We start from the raw sequence: 17,477 nt of genomic DNA, 5'->3' as shown, positions 1-17,477 counted from the left end.
GATTTTATTCCCCTTCCCCGCTAGCGAGGAAGGAACATGATTTTATTCCCCTTCCCCGCTAGCGAGGAAGGAACATGATTTTATTCCCCTCCTCGCTAGCGGGGCAGGGGGTGGGGTTCTTTTATACTCGTAAGGAAGGGTAAGTATGGAGAGGTAAAATAATGTACAGCCTCACATTGTTTGGTACTAGATAAATTAATTAAGTAATTCCTAAAAACTGGTTAAGTCATATCCGCGATCGCAATGTTTCCCAAATTCAAGACATCTATCTTTTTACATAACTATAAATAAAGTTAAGTATTTCATTTGGCTGATGTTTATTTAGCATAAAAATTTCAACAATAATAAAAGCAAGATTCCACAATTTATAATTCTGACAAATTCGATTCAAAGAGCAAAAAGTAAACAAAAAGGTTAGTAACAAATTTATGAGCGATCGCACTAATGAGAAAAATATTAACGAGCAAACCAAAAACGAAAATTTGGAACAATTCCGTAAGGAACCTGGTGAATTTATTACTACTAATGAAGGTGTAAAAGTTACCAGTACCAATGATTCGCTGAAAGCTGGTTCTAGGGGTCCAACTTTACTCGAAGATTTCCACTTCGCTGAAAAGAATGCTCACTTTAATCGTGAACGTATTCCCGAACGTGTGGTTCATGCACGAGGTGTTGGAGCGCACGGATATTTTCAGGCATACAAATCGCAATCGGAATTAACTAAGGCGAAATTTTTACAAGAACCTTCTGTAAAAACTCCTGTATTTGTCAGGTTTTCTACAGTCGCTGGTTTTCGTGGCTCTCCTGACCCTGTACGCGATGTGAGGGGATTTGCTGTTAAATTTTATACTGAAGATGGCAATTACGACATAGTTGGAAATAATATCCCTGTCTTCTTCATCCAAGACGCAATCAAATTCCCTGATTTGGTTCATGCATTAAAACCGGAACCCCACAACGAAATGCCTCAAGCATCGACTGCCCATGATAATTTCTGGGATTTTATCTCGTTAATGCCGGAATCGATGCACATGATTATGTGGATTTTGTCCGACAGAACAATTCCCCGCAGCTATAGAATGATGCAGGGTTTTGGTATCCACACTTTCCGCTTTGTGAATGAGCAGGGGAAAGCAAGGTTTGTGAAATTCCACTGGAAGCCTCTACTGGGTGTGCATTCGGTGCTTTGGGATGAAATGCAACAAATGGGTGCAAAAGACCCTGATTTCCACCGTAGGGACTTGTCAGAAGCGATCGCAATGGGGGATTATCCAGAGTATGAACTGGGGGTACAAATCATTGAGGAGGAGGATGAGTTTAAGTTTGATTTTGACATTCTTGATTCAACCAAGTTAATTCCAGAGGAGTTAGTACCAGTTCAACCAATTGGTAAAATGGTATTGAATCGTAACCCCGATAATTACTTTGCAGAAACCGAACAAGTTGCTTTCCAACCGACAAATGTAGTCCCTGGTATCGACTTTTCTGATGACCCATTATTACAAGGTCGGATATCTTCTTACCCAGACTCTCAAAGACACCGTTTGGGAACAGCAAATTTTGAAAATATACCGATAAATAAACCAGTTTGTCCAGTTAATAATGACCAACGCGATGGTTTTTCCCAGTACAATATTCCCACATCTAAAGTGAATTATTTCCCTAATTCTTTAGGTGGTGGTTGTCCAATGGCAGCACCAGAAAATATGGGTGGTTTTACCCATTATATGGAAAAAATGCAGGGACACAAAATTAGGGAACGTAGCGAAAGTTTTAGTGACCATTTTTCCCAAGCTACCTTATTTTGGAATAGCTTATCGGTAGTTGAAAAGGAACATTTGGTTAAAGCTGCTCAATTTGAATTGGGTAAGGTGATGAATAAGGAAGTCAAAGAACGTGTGGTGGGTTTGTTTAACCACGTCGAACATGAATTTGCTTCTTCTGTTGCGATAGGATTGGGAATTCCTACACCAACAAAAGAAGTAATTCCCAACCACGGCAAGAGTTCCCCAGCTTTAAGTATGGAAAATCAACCCAAGGATTCGATTAAAACCCGTCAAATTGCTGTTTTAGCTAATGATGGTTTTAATTCTTCAGAATTGATGGGAATAAAACGAGTTTTAGAGGCTGAAGGTGCGAAAATTAAGATTGTATCCAAGTTTGGTGGCATGATTAAGAGTGCTGATGGTAAGGAAATAGAAGTCGATCGAACCTTACTTACCACTGCTTCTGTTCTTTTTGATGCTGTTTACATTCCTGGTGGAGAAAAAAGCATTGCTAGCTTAAAATCTGATGGTGATGCGATCGCATTTGTTAACGAAGCATTCAAACATTGTAAAGCGATCGCAGCAACTGGTGAAGCTGTAGATTTGTTGATGAATCCTGGCATTAAAGGTGTAAATATTGCCGATTCGCAACAAAAATTTGCATCCGACCAAGGTGTTGTCACGAGTCGTAATCCTGGGGATGTGGAGAAAACAGCGAAAGAATTTGTAAATGCGATCGCACAACATCGTCATTGGATGAGGGGGCAAAAAAGCTTGATTCCCGCATAGTTACAGGTTAATTTCGGGATAAATTTGGTAGATGAGCATACCGTCCTGTATTATACAGTGACGGTTTTTTTTGTTTATTAAGCTATCATTTAAAACTTGTTTGTGCATTTATAAAAATCAATTTATTTGCTGTTTCGTCGCAATCCAACCACCAACCCAAATACCTGTATAAAACCTGATAATATTTGCAAAATCAGCTTGCTGTAATAATTCCATAACTCTGTGGAGATATTTCGATGGAATGTCTCTCTGTATTTAATAAAAATGTACGCTGTAATCAAAAATAATATCACAACCGTGCCTCAAAGTTTTATATCGGCTTCTGTTTCCACTTCTGAAAGAGGTTGCCCAAGAACGGAAGCATTACTCAACAGCATCAGTAGTTCTGATTTGCTGCGAAGAAAAACCCAAACAAATATGATGACAAATTGAAGATTAATCAGTATAGAGACATCACCCATACCAATAGCTATTATCAGGCACAAAAAACTATAGACGAATAGACGAAAAACTTCTGTTTGAAATGTTTTCCGATTTCCACCACATCTGTATATACTGTATGGAATCCATTCAACGAATAATTGTGCCAATAACAAGGCGATACCGATAGAGTTGCTAGCACTCACAACGAGAAATCCAAAGAATTTCCAAACCTGCAATACTGGATATATCCAAATTCTCGTTTTCTCATCCAGGTAATTATAAGCAACGTAAGTCAATCGAGTCAATGAAAGTACACCTAGCCAGAGAAATAATTTAGTAAATAGTTCTGTAATATGCCCTCTGGTAAGTATTTCTGAAATTCCTATATTATCAGCTTTCCAGATATCAATTTGACTAGCTTCTATCAACAAAATTCCGAAAAATGATAGTATGATTGCCCATATCCACGGCTGCCATTGATTCATTTTTGACTTATACTGATGATAAGTTGGTGATAGCACAGGGTTCTTTTCAAATTTTTCTGCAACCCGATCATTTTCATGATATCCAACTTCGTAAATACACCAGAAAGCAAAAACAAGTAAGGTAATCCCTGGAATATGCAAAATAGGTGTAGGGCTTATCCAACTCAGCGCTAAAATGAGTGATATGAGGTGATTTTTTAAGATAATTTTTTGAATAGTCTGCTTACCTGGACGCTTGACTTTTTCCAGATAAAAGAAAGGAATATAAGCATCTTGCATCGCTGGGATGTATTTTGCTTGATTCCATATCACAAGAAAAGGATGTTTCACGATTGCTAGTAGCGATGCATCATCCAAAGAATCTGTGATAACAACACTTTCTCTAATTTCTGTACAACTAATTTTGCTGGCAATTAAATCTTCTTTATTTTTATTCCTATCTACGCATCCCATCCAAAATCGGCAACCAATAATTTCATCTATTGTAGTATTTAGGTGTTTAATAATTGGTATAACTATAAAATTAAATCCTTTTGTTGCTACTACAACTCGATGATTTTTATGAATACTAATTGCTCCGACAAGTTCAGTATTGATAGATGTTTCTGCCAATTTACGAGCGTGACTTCTCCAAAGTAATATATTCCAGGGGAAAACAATCGTTAGCAGCAGTACCCGAATCCAGTCTCTAGATGTTTCTCCGCCAATTTTCTTTGGTAAATATCTCCAGGGTTTAACTGCATCTAAAATAATTAGTAGGATTGCAGCTATAGCTCGCGGCTGTATTGTATTTAGATACTCTTCTGTTGAATTTCTGAGTAATAGTGTTTCATCAAAATCCAAGATAATTAAACTTTCTTCAGATTTGTTTTTGAGAAAAGACACAACTTCCGCAGCCGAGGATTCACTAAATTTCTCAAGCTGAAATTTATTATCTAATTCTTTGATACTCATAAGTTTATAGCTCGCAACAGAACCCTTACTATATATTAGTTTTCGAGATAAATTTCCATCGCAAAATATTAAAGCAGCAATTCCAAATTCGGGATGTAGCGAGAGATACAGATAAAATCACAATGTTCGGAATTGCCTTTGCGACTAACTAAACAGAAATCTTGACGAATTAATTTCGTGATACGCATATGGTTCCTGATTTGTCAATATCGAAAAAACAAAGGAATTTTATTGCGAGTAATCTTAGTTAAAGGGGCTGAAACGCGTTTGTAGCATTGAATTTGGAATTGCTGATATTAAAAGTATCGTTTCCGGAGAGATAATGTCAAGAGAGAGAAGTAAAAAATAGCTGAAAACGTTTCGATATAAGGCTTTCAGTATTTCTGTCGGAGACATTTGGATTGCGATACGCCCTTGGCGTTAAGCTCCGCTTATCGCAGCAAATCCATACAAAATAAGAGTTTCAGCCTCAAAAAACATCACCTTGAAAAAAAACACCTATAGTGCGACGGTTTTTTGGAGAAATCTAAGTTCGCAGCCTCAAAAAGGAAAGCTAGCGGTAAAATACATAGGTCATATTCTAGTTTAACTATAACCCCAAACTGATTTAAGGATGGGGTATTGGGTATATTAAGAGAGAAGCAAGTTTTATATGAATGCTACACAAGAACAATTAAAATCAAAGGTACAACAGGCACTCGTTACAGCATTTGGTACGGAATTTGCTGAAACCGATCCAATATTAGTACCTGCAAGCAATCCCAAGTTTGGTGATTATCAGGCAAATTTATCGTTATCCCTATCGAAAAAAATGGGGAAACAACCACGTGCGATCGCAATTGAAATTGTCGATAAACTCGATGTGTCGGATATCTGCGAAACTCCGGAAATTGCTGGGGCTGGTTTTATTAATTTACGCCTAAAAACAGATTATATTGAAGCGCAACTTAATGCAATTCAAGCTGATGCCAGATTAGGTGTAGCAAAAGTAAAGCATCCCCAACGGGAAATTGTGGACTTTTCCAGCCCAAATATCGCCAAAGAGATGCATGTCGGGCATTTGCGCTCAACAATTATTGGTGATAGTATTGCTCGGATTCTGGAATTTATCGGACATGATGTGTTGCGATTGAATCACGTGGGTGATTGGGGTACGCAATTCGGGATGTTAATTACCTATTTGCGGGAAGTTTCCCCAGATGCATTGACAACAGCGAATGCTTTAGAAATTGGTGATTTGGTTGAGTTTTACAAACAAGCGAAAAAGCGGTTTGATGAGGATGAGAAATTCAAGGAAACTGCACGTCGGGAAGTTGTAAGATTGCAATCGGGTGCTGAAGATACCCTTCATGGTTGGAAATTGTTGTGCGAACAATCGAGAAAGGAATTTCAGGAAATTTACGATTTGCTCGATGTGAAAATTTGCGAACGTGGGGAATCCTTCTACAATCCTTTGCTTGGGGATGTGGTTAAAGATTTGGATAAATCCGGTTTGCTGGAAGAGAGCGATCGCGCAAAAGTTGTGTTTTTGGATGGGTTTACTAATAAGGAAGGACAACCCTTACCGTTGATTATTCAGAAATCCGATGGTGGTTACAACTACGCTACTACAGATTTAGCCGCAATTCGCTACCGTACACAACAGGACAAAGCAAAGAGAATCATGTATCTTACTGATGCGGGACAATCTGGACATTTTGCCGGGGTGTTTCAAGTAGCACATCGGGCTGTTTGGATTCCTGATGATGTGGAAGTGGTGCATGTCAGCTTTGGTATGGTTTTGGGTGAAGATGGTAAAAGACTGAGAAGCCGTTCCGGTGATACAGTCAAGTTGCGGGATTTACTGGATGAAGCAATAGTGCGATCGCGTGCTGATTTGGATACGAGATTACAGGAATCTGAACGGGAAGAAACGGAGGAATTTAAAGCGAATGTTGCACGAATTGTGGGCATTAGTGCGGTAAAGTATGCAGATTTAAGCCAAAATCGGATGACAGATTATAAGTTTAGTTTCGATCGAATGCTGTCGTTGAAGGGAAATACTGCACCATACATGCTTTATTCCTATGCGAGAACTCAAAGTATTGCACGGGAAGGAAATATTGATTTTGAAAAGTTAGGTGATGTCAAAATTCAACTTCAAGAAGATAGTGAATTGACTTTAGCAAAGCATTTGTTGCAACTTGATGAGGTAATTAATGAAGTGGAGAAGGAGTTATTACCCCATCGGTTGTGTGAGTATTTGTATCAACTCAGCGATAAATTTAATAAGTTCTACGAAAATTGTCCTGTCTTGAAATCGGAGGAATCGATTAAGATATCGCGATTATCTTTGTGTTATTTAACTGCAAGAACATTGAAACTGGGATTAAATTTGTTAGGAATTCAGACTTTAGAAAGAATGTAACACACCACGATTTTCCCACGTAGGGGCAAACGGTTGTTTGCCCTTCCTTATTTATTTATTTATTTTATGAATCTAATTAGTAACAATTTGACTTAAAATTAAAACCTTCTTCTATTATTTGATATCACCAATATAAACTTCATGAGTAACCTGATTAACGAGTAAATATTTTAACATTGATGGGAATAAACGATACTGATCGAGATATGCGATCGCTAACCACTCCACTTGTTCTTGCCCTTCATCTGTTAATCTCCCATTTCCCACCATATATTGCCAGCAAATATAAAATCAACACCATGATGTTTGTTAACCCAATCATCTTTAGGTACGCAATTATCTAAATAATTTCTACCAATAAATTCCCGTACAAACAACAACTTACCAATTTCTACAGTTTGGCAATAAATAGCACAATCCTTGCGAATCTCGTTTGCTAATTACTAGTACATGATTGTCACGAATAATTAATGCTTTAGCTGCGTTTCTGATGGCTTTAGATTGGTCAGACATTTTGAAAAAATACTTTGCATCATACGTACTTACAGCAATACTTTAGCACAAACGAATACTTTGCACCTGTATTTATTCTTATTTGATTACATACCTATAAATAGATGTTGTTGTAGTTTAGATATTCTAAATGGTTAGCAACCTATAACTTAATACCTGTTCAGTAAAATATATAACTATTGATAGATGCATCTTGATAATTAATTTTTTTGTAAACATCATAGTCATAAAAATGGGTTCTATATATAGGAATATATAGATTTTCTTCTTTTACCAGCTAAAATTTAAAAAACCAAGTATATTTTCTTGCCCTACCCGAAATTGCTAGAGTATCTATTGATGCATCATAGCTGATAAAATTTTTACACCACCAATTTTTGGAATCACCAAAGGTATAAGTATGACTATAAATCGGATTGTGTTTGTACAAAATAGCGTTATCAAGCAGCAACCTGTTCAATCAAATCAATTACCAAGCAACCAGCTTCAAAATATACCTGCTGGAACAACATTAGTATTACAATCTTACAGCATACCTCCAGGTAGTAATGACCACTATAAGATTGCTCTTGATGATATTCAATTCAAAGGTTTTAGTAACTGGTTCGCATTTGCAAATCACGTACAAATCACTCAAGATGCAATTATTCCAGAAACATCTGTTGAAGCTGTAATTGCAAAGCAAACTGATAAAACAGCAGCTAAAATCACAGTCAATCGCAGCACATTAGGAGTTCAGCAAGGTTTTCTCAAATTGGCTTTTAATGTTGATACATTTATTAAACGTCAACCCATTGATTCTAGCGTTCTTAATGACCAATCAAAACAATTAATTCCGGCTGGAACTGAATTAATCCTCGCTACAAGTCTGCCAGATAATAACAATATTGTCAGATTTACAATTCAAGATAACCACGTCAAATTCAATCTTTTCAACGTTGAAATTAAAGGTTTCTCACAAGATTGGTACGCTTTTGTTAAACATGTTGGTATTCAACGAGTTGGATAGTCTAATTTTAAATTTTAGAGTTTAGAGTTCGACAAGCTCAGTCGAACGATTTTGGATTAATTCAATACTATTGTCCTGTATGTTATGGCATTTTCAAACCTACTAAGGCACAAATTTATCTGCGTTCATCTGCGGTTAATTATTTGTTGCTGTACCTCAAGTATGAGAATTGCTATAGTTATATTGTAGAGACGTGATATGTAACTTCTCTACAATATTATCTTGAGTATTTTGATTCATAATTTATCCTTTTCCACCAGTGAATGTAACACTTTGAATAAAATAACGATTAAAGAATGCATAAATACCCAAAGCTGGGATTGTAAATATCATCGAAGCAGCCATAATATAATTCCAAAAGCTGATATATTGACCTTTGAAAGTATTTAAACCCAGTGGCAAAGTAAACATTTCTGGATCGAATAAAATCACTACAGGCAATAAAAAGTTATTCCAACTACCCATAAATACAAATACCGCTTGTGCAGCTAATGCTGGTTTTGCTAAGGGTAAAACTATACGTCTAAAAATACCGAATTGCGTCAATCCATCTAAAGCTGCTGCTTCTTCTAATTCTTTGGGAAAATTTACGAAAAATTGCCGCATCATAAATATAAATGTGGCATTTACCATACTAGGAATTATCATTCCCTGATAGGAATTTAACCAACCTAAAGTCTTTAAAATTAGGAATGTGGGAATTAGTGTAATTTGTGCTGGTACTGCTAAAACAGTGAGAATAAGTAAAAACCAAAAGCTTTTACCAGCAAAGTGTAATCTTGCGAGTGCGTAACCTGCCATTGTGTTAAATAACAGGTTTAAAGCTGTGACACTAACAGCAATAATTACACTATTAAAAAGCCAGCGTAAAAATAATGGTTCTTGGAGAAATATTTGTTTGTAGTTGTCGAGAGTAAAGTTTTTTGGGAGGAAATTAGATTCTCCACTAGAAATTTCTGCCAGGGATTTAAATGATGCTGAAAGTGCCCAAAGAAAAGGAATAAGGGTAATAACTGCATAGAGTGTTAGCAGTGTATATAAAATTATTTTCCAGATTGGAAAAGTGCGAGACATTTTTAGATTTTAGATTTTGGATACATTTGCGATCGCTCAGTACAAGCTTGTTTATTTCGGATTGCTCTATCAATCATTAACTATTAACTAATTTGCTCTTTTACCCAAGCTCTAAATTCTCGCATTGTTTTATTTCTAGATTCAGTTTTTAATTTTTGAAGATATTCGGGAATCACTTGAGTGAGTGGAATATTTGGAAAATATGGACTAAATTCTGTTTCCGTATATATTCCATCCCTCAAAATATTAATTTGTAATTTATCCCGATCAAATCTCCATAATTCCGGTACTCCTAATGTTTGATAAATCTTTGTATTAGTACGAGAAGTCACATCAACCTCTAATGCTAAATCTGGAGGAGGTTCTATATTTAAATCAATTCTATTTTTACCCCTAATTGCAGCTTCATTTTGAATATAAAAACAATTATCGGGTTCTATCCCTTGACTCATCGACTCATTTTTAAAAGTTGTCGATCCTAATGGTAAAAACTCTATATCAAATTCTTCAAAAAGTATTTTTATGAAATCGCTAATATTTTCTTTACTACGTTCGTGTTCAGGTAATGGTGTCATAATTTCGAGCATCCCTCTGTTATAAGCTACCCTTGCAGCACGCTTTTCTCCTAATTCTTCAAGAATTGTTTCAAATTCATTCCAGCTAACATTTCTTAATAAAACTCTTTGTCCTGGTGGTATCTCTAAACGGTTTAATTCAAGTAGCATTTTAAGTTAGTGGTTAGTGGCAAGATATCAGATACTTCTATATTTACTTACTTATTGACATCAAAATATAAATTGATATTTTTGTTTATATTTTGGTAAATTTATAACAAGATAAATTACATTTTTTCACCAAAAAAGCGACGTTGAAGCACAGTTGTGACGATAATAACGATCGCAAGCAGAAATGCGATCGCAGAACCATAACCCATTTGTAAGTTACGAAATACTGCTTGGTATATCAGTAAAACTACTGTAAGGGTGGCATTATTTGGACCACCATTACCATTAGAGAAAATATAAGACTGGTCAAACAATTGGAACGTCCCAATTATCCCCATAGCTAACACAAAAAACGTCACTGGACGCAACATAGGAATAGTAATGTGTAATATTTGTTGCCAAGGATTTGCCCCATCTAACTCAGCAGCTTCGTAAAGCGATCGCGGAATATCCTCCAAAGCTGCCAGATAAATTACCATAAAAAATGGCGCAGTTGACCAAATATTCATCAGCATAATCCCCTTAAGTGCTACACTAGGGTCGCCTAACCAGTTATAGGTAGGTAATCCCAAAAAAGCTAGAAAATTATTTAATAAACCATTGCTGTTATATATCCACATAAAAATTAGAGTTAACACTGCTGAAGATGTCACAGTTGGTAAAAAATAAAGAATTCTCCACCAATTTTTCCCCCTAATCCCAGAATTTAACGTTACAGCCAAAATCAAAGCCAAAATTGTTTGCGAAGGTACTACGATCGCAACATATTCAATTGTATTTCGCAGCGCAATCCAAACGCGATCGTCCTCCACCAAATTGGTAAAATTGCGAAACCCAATAAACTCGTATTTAATTCCACCAAGCAACCGAACCTTATGCAGCGACAAAAACACAGCATAAAGGATGGGTAACACAATAAATATCCCCAACACCAAAATCGTTGGAGCCATAAACCCATATCCAGCCAAGTTTTCATTAATATATAACTTGGTATCTCTTCGTCGTCTTCTTGCTTCAACCACCTTTTAACCTCCGCATCTTTCATCCACCAAGATTAGCTGTAGCGTTCTTCAGATGCATGATTATCTATCCTACTACTTTGGATAGAACTAAAAGAGATAATTCATGAACCTCTTTCTTTCTTCCTTCTTCCCTTGGCGACTTGGCGACTTGGCGGTTTACAATATTCCTAATCCAATGCCTTAATCAATTGATTGGCTTGATTTTGTGCCCTTTGCATCGCTTGTAATAAGCTTTGTTCCCCCAACATTGCACTAATAAATTGATTGTCAAAATTATTCATAATCGCTGCGGGAAACTTACCTACCTGCCACGGTGTACCATAATTTACACCAGCGACTAAAGATGACCTCAAAGTATCTTGTTCATAACCTAAATTTGCAGCAACAGATTTACGAGTCGGCAAAGCAAAACCAGTTCCCGTCCATTTCTGCATTCCCTCTTTACCAGTGAGATAGGAAATTAACTCCCATGCTGCCGATTTATACTGACTTTGTTTATTCATCACATAAGCAACCGTAAATATCATAGTACCCGATTGATTATTCACCTTCGGTATTTCTGCGGTAGCAAAATCCAACTTAGGAAAAGTCTCCTTCAAAAAAGGGATTGCCCAATTCCCCTCAATCACCATTGCCGCTTTCCCAGTACCAAACATTTCACTACCAGAATTTGTCCCCACGTCAGTTTTATGTGCCGATGAACGTTCTTTTTGATACTGGTCTAAAACTGATTGTAACCCTTGTAAACCTCGCTGATTAGCAAAAGCAGCACGACTATTATGGTCAATTAACTCTCCACCAAAGGCTTTAATTTTATAAGCTTGTCTTGCCAATTCAGGAGTTTCCCCAAAGCCATATTGGTCAATTCTACCGTCATTATTCGTATCTTTTGTAAGTTTTTTTGCATCAACACGCAACTCCTCCCAAGTCATCGGAGGACTTTCTATACCTGCATTTGCAAAGGCTTTTTTATTATAAAACAGTGCCAAAGTCGAATAGTCTTTAGGTAAACCGTAAATGCGATCGCTATATTTAAAAGTATTAAGTAACGCTTCTTCAAAATCAGGTAAATCAAATTCAGGTTTAATATAACCATCAAGAGGTTCCAAAACATCCTGACTCATCAAAAAAGGAGCTTCCAAAGCATCCAGATAAAACACATCGGGAGCAGCTTCACCAACAAGACGTGTCTTAATTACGTCCATATATTGATCGGCAATGACTTCATACTTAACCCTAATACTTGGATGTTGCACCTCAAAATCGCGCACCACGTTTTTGAGTAATCGTTGCTCGGCAGGAGAAGCACCCCAACCACTGAGCTTGATGGCTGTAACATTTGTTGCTGAAAATGTACTTAGTAGTGGCAGATGATTACAACCAACGACGCTAAGTGCGATCGCAACTACCATTCCAATGAAGTTGAACACGCTTTTTCTCATCATAGAATAGGATAAAGGACATTTGATTATAAAGATTTTAATCAAAGACTATTTAAATCAACTCATAGCACTAATCCCATGAAGAAATATTCACAAAGTTCAAAGTTTTATTGAGAAATACAATGTAAAATAACGAAAAATCACCATTATTGCTTGAAGAAATTTTAAAATCCTTTCTTCGACTACCCATCCCTGAAAAGCAAACCCACAGAAGAAACTCCAGATAGCTCATGGATTCCATTCAGCTTGAAACCTCTGCTCATCTGCCACCAGATATATCTACCATACCTACAAACGAGAACAATCCTGTTCCCCCATCACCTCTTTTAGTTACAAAACCTACGCTGAAAATCCCCAAAAATGCAATTCGTACTTCCCTGCAAGCTTCGACAATAGATGCAGTCTTTGCGGCAATTTTCTCAATTACCACTGGTGGAATTTTACTCAGTAATTTTCTGGTGGAGTTGGGAGCAAATCCAGTTATATTCGGGATGCTGTCATCAATTCCGATGCTAGTAAACCTGATTCAACCATTAGGTGCATATCTCTCTGAACGCACCACCAGTCGCTTTCGCTACTCTATGTGCATATATGGGATTTCCCGTCTGCTCTGGCTGTTTCTAGCTGCTGGTATTTGGATGAATGGCTGGGGATTGGTTAATTCCCATCAACTAGTAACCCTGACACTGGTAATTGTTTTAACCACCCACTTACTCGGTGGATTAGGTGGAGCATCCTGGTTGAGTTGGTTGGCAATGATTGTACCTCGACGGTTGCGAGGTCGATATTTTGGTATTCGCAGCAGCGTATCAAATCTGACTGTTTTAGTTTGTGTACCCTTAGCCGGAATTGCGACTTCAACTTGGCATGGGGGAACACTACAAGGTTTTGGTATTGTCTTAGCCGTAGGAATTATATCAGGCTTTATTAGTCTTGGATGTCAATTTTTCAAAGTTGATATAAATCCCCAAGAACAGAATAATTTGGGTTTAGGGAAAAAGGAAAATGAAGATGGGGAAAAGAGTAATTCTCAACACTCCACACTTTTAACTTTCCCTAATCCCAACTGCCCAATACCCGATGTCCCAATTTGGAAAGATACAAATTTTTTAATTTTTCTGGGCTATTTCAGTTTGTGGATGTTTGCTGTTAACTTGAGTGCGCCATTTTTTAACTTTTATATGTTAGATACACTGTCACTTGATGTTAGTTGGGTGACATTCTACGGCAGTATCCACGCAGGAGCAAATCTTTTATTAATGGTACTATGGGGTCGTTTGGCAGACCGAATTGGCAACCGTTCGATTCTAATTTTGGTGGGAATATTAGTCGGAATTACCCCGATTTTGTGGTTAGGGGTGAGTGGTAGTAGTTTAGATATTTGGTTGTGGTTGCCGCTTTTACATATTTTGACTGGGGGAACTTGGGCAGCCATTGACTTATGTAACAATAACTTGCAATTAGAGATTGCTCCAGTGCGAAACCAAGTGAATTATTTTGCGATCGCAGCTGCGGTAGCTGGAGTCAGTGGAGCTTTGGGAACAACTATCGGTGGCTTTTTAGCAGAAAACCCGATTTATGGAGGTTTACCAGGAATATTTGTGATTTCTTGTCTGTTTAGGTTAGTTGCTTTAATTCCACTCGCATTTATTCAAGAACAGCGTCGAAAATCAATAGTACAGACAATCTTGAATTGGGGAATCGGAAATGGGATATGGGGGATGGGAAATAAAAAATTTGTCTGGGAAATTGGCAAACGCAAATAGTAGGGGCAAACGGTTGTTTGCCCTTATTTTATTTGCCCATATTTAATCAATCGCACTAAAAGCTCTAGTTTGCCACATGACAAGATTATCATTAGCAGCGTGGTGTACTGCTTGAGGTTGGTGTAAAGCAATCAACTTTGCCAAAGTTTTCTTCAACTGAGTTCTCGATACAATTTCGTCAACAAACCCATGCTTAAGTAAATCTTCAGCAGTTTGGAAATCATCAGGTAACTTCTCCCGTAAAGTTTGCTCAATCACTCGGCGACCAGCAAAACCAATCATAGCCTTAGGCTCTGCAATAATAATATCACCGAGCATTGCAAAACTCGCAGTCACACCACCAGTAGTTGGATTAGTCAACACCGGAATATACAATAAACGCTCATCGTGGAGACGTTGTAACGCTCCCGACACCTTCGCCATCTGCATCAGCGAAAGCATCCCTTCCTGCATCCTTGCCCCACCCGAAGTACAAATAATCACCACAGGGCAGCGTCGTTCTGTAGCTTGTTCAATTAAGCGGGTGAGTTTTTCTCCCACAACCGAACCCATACTAGCGCCAATAAAACGAAAATCCATCACACCTAAAGCAACGGGAAAACCTTCGAGTTCTCCCAAACCTGTTTTCACAGCATCAGTCAAACCGGTTTTTTCTTGCGTATCCCGCAAACGGTCAATATAAGGTTTGCGATCGCGAAATTGTAAGGGATCGGATGGACGCAAATGCTCATCAATTGCTACCCATGTATTAGCATCAATTAATTGCTCGATACGTTCATCACTATCTACCCGGTTGTGATGACCGCATTCAGTGCAAACCATTTGATTTGCCTTTAAATCTTTTGTATATGATAGTACCCCACACTTAGGGCATTTATGCCACAAACCATCGGCAATTTCCCGTTCTTGACGTTCTGGGGTTGTAGAACCAGATTTTCGTCGATTTGCAAACCAATCTACCAGAGACTTTAAACCGCGTGATTCTTCGTTGTTTGCCATTTTTTTTCTTATGCAGGTGGCTAGTATATCAAAAACAGGTCAAATAAGTTAAGTGGATTTTAGATTTTAGTGACTCAAATTGCCTTGTAAGCAATTCAAGACATATTTTTCTTCTTTGGTTGTCAGCTTAACGAAAATATGCGAACCAATTCAAGTATTTTGTTTGTTTTAGGGAACACCAAGAAATAAATTCTCCAATATTGTAGGGGTGGAGTCTCCCCACCCTTATGCATGATAGGGTTGGGAAATATATGATTTGGAGATTTTATTTTCTAGAAGTCCATTAGAGAGAATAATTGAAACAGCAACACTGCTCATACTGAATTAAATATTTAGCTTTTTCCTGATAGTTGGATCGATAACCCGAATAAAACTGGCACCTCAGACAGTAACTTGCTTTCCAGAGCATGACTTTTACAGCTAGCAAAACTAAACAAAAAGGTCATAAAAACTGCCGCTTCCTTCCAAAGAAACAACTTGTGACTTACAACCTTTCGCGGCTTTATTCACTGTTATGGTCTATGCTTACCGATCAGCGCTCGTTCTGAAGAGGATAATCCAAGCTACAGGATGATATTACCAAAATCCTAAAAATAAATGGAGTAATGAAATTTACAGTTGCGATGTGTCGCAAAGTATGCAAATTGGGCATTGGAGTAAAAATGATGCTGCTCGGTTAAGTATTTTTCACGATTATTTTGGTATGTAGAGATGTTTTTGGTCTTATTTACTTGGGAAATAACTCTAAATAACTCGAAATCAGTGCTTCACCAATAAAAATAGTAATCAGCGAACCCAGGGCAAGAAAAGGTCCAAATGGCATTTTCTTTCCCCATTGTCGTGCTTTCCGGGACTTTTGGGTCAGCAGCATCGCACCACCACCAACTACTACACCAGCAACACAAGCAAGGAAACTAGCTAAAAGTAAATGCTTCCAACCTAACCAAGCACCCATCATTGCCGCAAGTTTAGCATCTCCTCCACCCATTGCTTGTTTTTGGAAAACTATTGAAGCTACAAATGCGATCGCATCAAATAACCATATCCCTACAACCGCACCTAATACTGCTAAAAATAAACTATTCGCTGCATTAGTCCAACTATTTGAATTATTTGAATTAATAAAACCTAAAATAGTCTGAAAAATAAGTCCCAAAACCAACCCTGATTTTGTCAGTGGATTGGGCAAAGTCATTGTATCAAGGTCAATCAGAGATAAAGCGAGCAACCAACTACAAAAAACCCAATAACCCATCGTTAGGGGTGAAAATTGAAATATCCCAAAAATCACCAAAAATAATAACCCTGTGATAAATTCAACCACAGGGTAACGCATGGCAATATTATTCTTACAAAAACGACAACGACCTTTTAACCACAGCCATCCCAATACGGGAACGTTATCGTAAGATTTCAACTGATTCAAACAATGGGGACATCGGGAAGGTGGAAATAGAACCGACAAACCAGCCGGAACCCGATAAACCACTACATTAATAAAACTACCAATCGATGCTCCCAAGGCAAAGACAATCAGACTCGCTGGGATTAACATCAGAGTATCCATAGGTTAATTAGTCATTTGTCTTTAGTCCTGTATCATTTTTAATTTGCCATTCGCAATTTGTCACTTAGTATTTGTCAATTTGTTGCTGTCGTCCATATTTTCGGCAAACATCAAAACAAATAACCAAATAACTAAAATAGTCAAACAAAAATAATTCACTTTTAACGACTAATGCCCAATGCCCAATGCCCTAATACATATACGATTCAATTTGGTTCAAAGGCACAAAACACTCTTCAGGCAACAAAGCCGGATGGCTAATAAAAATCACCTTACCACGATGGTTAGAACGGTTAATTGCGACACCAGAAGCATTCCCCGTAATCTCCGGATGCACTTCGCAATAAGTATGGTAAATTTGTGCAGCAGCTCTGATGAGGGCAGGGTCAATCAAAGCAGGCTGGGTTTGGGTGTTGTTGGTATAATTATCAGGTTCTTGTTTTAAAGCGTACACAGCTTATTGTTGTTTTGTATTAGAGTTTATGTTTCTAAGTTTATCCGAAAGTTTTTTGCTACGGCGGCAAAAATTTGAGAAC

13 protein-coding genes are annotated in these 17,477 nt (G+C 37.6%); 4 read left to right on the top strand and 9 right to left on the bottom strand.

What is annotated here, in order from left to right; genetic code table 11:
* The first annotated feature begins 428 nt into the window (after positions 1–428).
* Positions 429–2,555 carry a catalase gene (locus CK510_RS04245; RefSeq protein ID WP_095720510.1) on the top strand — a complete coding sequence of 709 codons (2,127 nt, stop codon included), beginning with the start codon at positions 429–431 and terminating at the stop codon, positions 2,553–2,555.
* 302 nt (positions 2,556–2,857) lie between these two features.
* Here the strand turns inward: CK510_RS04245 and CK510_RS04240 are convergent, their stop codons facing one another.
* Positions 2,858–4,417 carry a haloacid dehalogenase-like hydrolase gene (locus tag CK510_RS04240; protein WP_095720509.1) on the bottom strand — a complete coding sequence of 520 codons (1,560 nt, stop codon included), beginning with the start codon at positions 4,415–4,417 and terminating at the stop codon, positions 2,858–2,860.
* Positions 4,418–5,069: 652 nt separating this feature from the next.
* Between CK510_RS04240 and argS the strand changes: the two genes are divergently transcribed.
* Positions 5,070–6,824, top strand: coding sequence for an arginine--tRNA ligase (gene argS / locus CK510_RS04235; protein WP_095720508.1), 1,755 nt, complete (start codon positions 5,070–5,072; stop codon positions 6,822–6,824).
* 114 nt (positions 6,825–6,938) lie between these two features.
* On the opposite strand, the gene CK510_RS31465 is transcribed toward argS, so the two are convergent.
* Positions 6,939–7,094 (bottom strand): NUDIX hydrolase, encoded by a 156-nt coding sequence (locus CK510_RS31465; protein ID WP_158224838.1) that lies wholly within the window; start codon positions 7,092–7,094, stop codon positions 6,939–6,941.
* Between the two features lie 643 nt (positions 7,095–7,737).
* On the opposite strand from CK510_RS31465, the gene CK510_RS04230 reads away from it, so the two are divergent.
* Positions 7,738–8,346 carry a hypothetical protein gene (locus CK510_RS04230; protein ID WP_095720507.1) on the top strand — a complete coding sequence of 203 codons (609 nt, stop codon included), beginning with the start codon at positions 7,738–7,740 and terminating at the stop codon, positions 8,344–8,346.
* 243 nt (positions 8,347–8,589) lie between these two features.
* On the opposite strand, the gene CK510_RS04225 is transcribed toward CK510_RS04230, so the two are convergent.
* From CK510_RS04225 to CK510_RS04210, 4 genes are all read right to left on the bottom strand, one after another.
* Positions 8,590–9,420 (bottom strand): carbohydrate ABC transporter permease, encoded by an 831-nt coding sequence (locus tag CK510_RS04225; protein WP_095720506.1) that lies wholly within the window; start codon positions 9,418–9,420, stop codon positions 8,590–8,592.
* An 83-nt stretch (positions 9,421–9,503) separates the two neighbouring features.
* Positions 9,504–10,145 carry a Uma2 family endonuclease gene (locus tag CK510_RS04220; RefSeq protein WP_095720505.1) on the bottom strand — a complete coding sequence of 214 codons (642 nt, stop codon included), beginning with the start codon at positions 10,143–10,145 and terminating at the stop codon, positions 9,504–9,506.
* A 116-nt stretch (positions 10,146–10,261) separates the two neighbouring features.
* On the bottom strand, positions 10,262–11,167 hold the full coding sequence (locus CK510_RS04215) for a carbohydrate ABC transporter permease (RefSeq protein WP_095720504.1): 906 nt from the start codon (positions 11,165–11,167) through the stop codon (positions 10,262–10,264).
* A gap of 167 nt (positions 11,168–11,334) precedes the next feature.
* Positions 11,335–12,609 (bottom strand): ABC transporter substrate-binding protein, encoded by a 1,275-nt coding sequence (locus CK510_RS04210; protein WP_095720503.1) that lies wholly within the window; start codon positions 12,607–12,609, stop codon positions 11,335–11,337.
* A gap of 230 nt (positions 12,610–12,839) precedes the next feature.
* Between CK510_RS04210 and CK510_RS04205 the strand changes: the two genes are divergently transcribed.
* Positions 12,840–14,375, top strand: a complete 1,536-nt coding sequence (locus CK510_RS04205; protein ID WP_095720502.1) for an MFS transporter — start codon at positions 12,840–12,842, stop codon at positions 14,373–14,375.
* Between the two features lie 42 nt (positions 14,376–14,417).
* Here the strand turns inward: CK510_RS04205 and accD are convergent, their stop codons facing one another.
* From accD to CK510_RS04190, 3 genes are all read right to left on the bottom strand, one after another.
* Positions 14,418–15,374 (bottom strand): acetyl-CoA carboxylase, carboxyltransferase subunit beta, encoded by a 957-nt coding sequence (accD, locus tag CK510_RS04200; protein WP_095720501.1) that lies wholly within the window; start codon positions 15,372–15,374, stop codon positions 14,418–14,420.
* 727 nt (positions 15,375–16,101) lie between these two features.
* Entirely contained in the window at positions 16,102–16,941 is an 840-nt protein-coding gene (locus CK510_RS04195) for a prepilin peptidase (RefSeq protein ID WP_095720500.1), read from the bottom strand.
* A 190-nt stretch (positions 16,942–17,131) separates the two neighbouring features.
* A complete protein-coding gene (locus CK510_RS04190; protein ID WP_095720499.1) occupies positions 17,132–17,395 on the bottom strand; it encodes a hypothetical protein in 264 nt (87 codons plus the stop codon).
* Positions 17,396–17,477: the final 82 nt, after the last annotated feature.

Source organism: Brunnivagina elsteri CCALA 953 (assembly GCF_002289455.1).
Taxonomy (GTDB): Bacteria; Cyanobacteriota; Cyanobacteriia; order Cyanobacteriales; family Nostocaceae; genus Brunnivagina; species Brunnivagina elsteri.
This window is presented reverse-complemented; position numbering and strand designations above follow the sequence as displayed.

Coding starts and splice junctions, on each gene's coding strand:
- CK510_RS04245 (WP_095720510.1), top strand. CDS start 429: ATGAGCGATCGCACTAATGAGAAAAATATTAACGAGCAAACCAAAAAC.
- CK510_RS04240 (WP_095720509.1), bottom strand. CDS start 4,417: ATGAGTATCAAAGAATTAGATAATAAATTTCAGCTTGAGAAATTTAGT.
- argS (WP_095720508.1), top strand. CDS start 5,070: ATGAATGCTACACAAGAACAATTAAAATCAAAGGTACAACAGGCACTC.
- CK510_RS31465 (WP_158224838.1), bottom strand. CDS start 7,094: ATGGTGGGAAATGGGAGATTAACAGATGAAGGGCAAGAACAAGTGGAG.
- CK510_RS04230 (WP_095720507.1), top strand. CDS start 7,738: ATGACTATAAATCGGATTGTGTTTGTACAAAATAGCGTTATCAAGCAG.
- CK510_RS04225 (WP_095720506.1), bottom strand. CDS start 9,420: ATGTCTCGCACTTTTCCAATCTGGAAAATAATTTTATATACACTGCTA.
- CK510_RS04220 (WP_095720505.1), bottom strand. CDS start 10,145: ATGCTACTTGAATTAAACCGTTTAGAGATACCACCAGGACAAAGAGTT.
- CK510_RS04210 (WP_095720503.1), bottom strand. CDS start 12,609: ATGAGAAAAAGCGTGTTCAACTTCATTGGAATGGTAGTTGCGATCGCA.
- CK510_RS04205 (WP_095720502.1), top strand. CDS start 12,840: ATGGATTCCATTCAGCTTGAAACCTCTGCTCATCTGCCACCAGATATA.
- accD (WP_095720501.1), bottom strand. CDS start 15,374: ATGGCAAACAACGAAGAATCACGCGGTTTAAAGTCTCTGGTAGATTGG.
- CK510_RS04195 (WP_095720500.1), bottom strand. CDS start 16,941: ATGGATACTCTGATGTTAATCCCAGCGAGTCTGATTGTCTTTGCCTTG.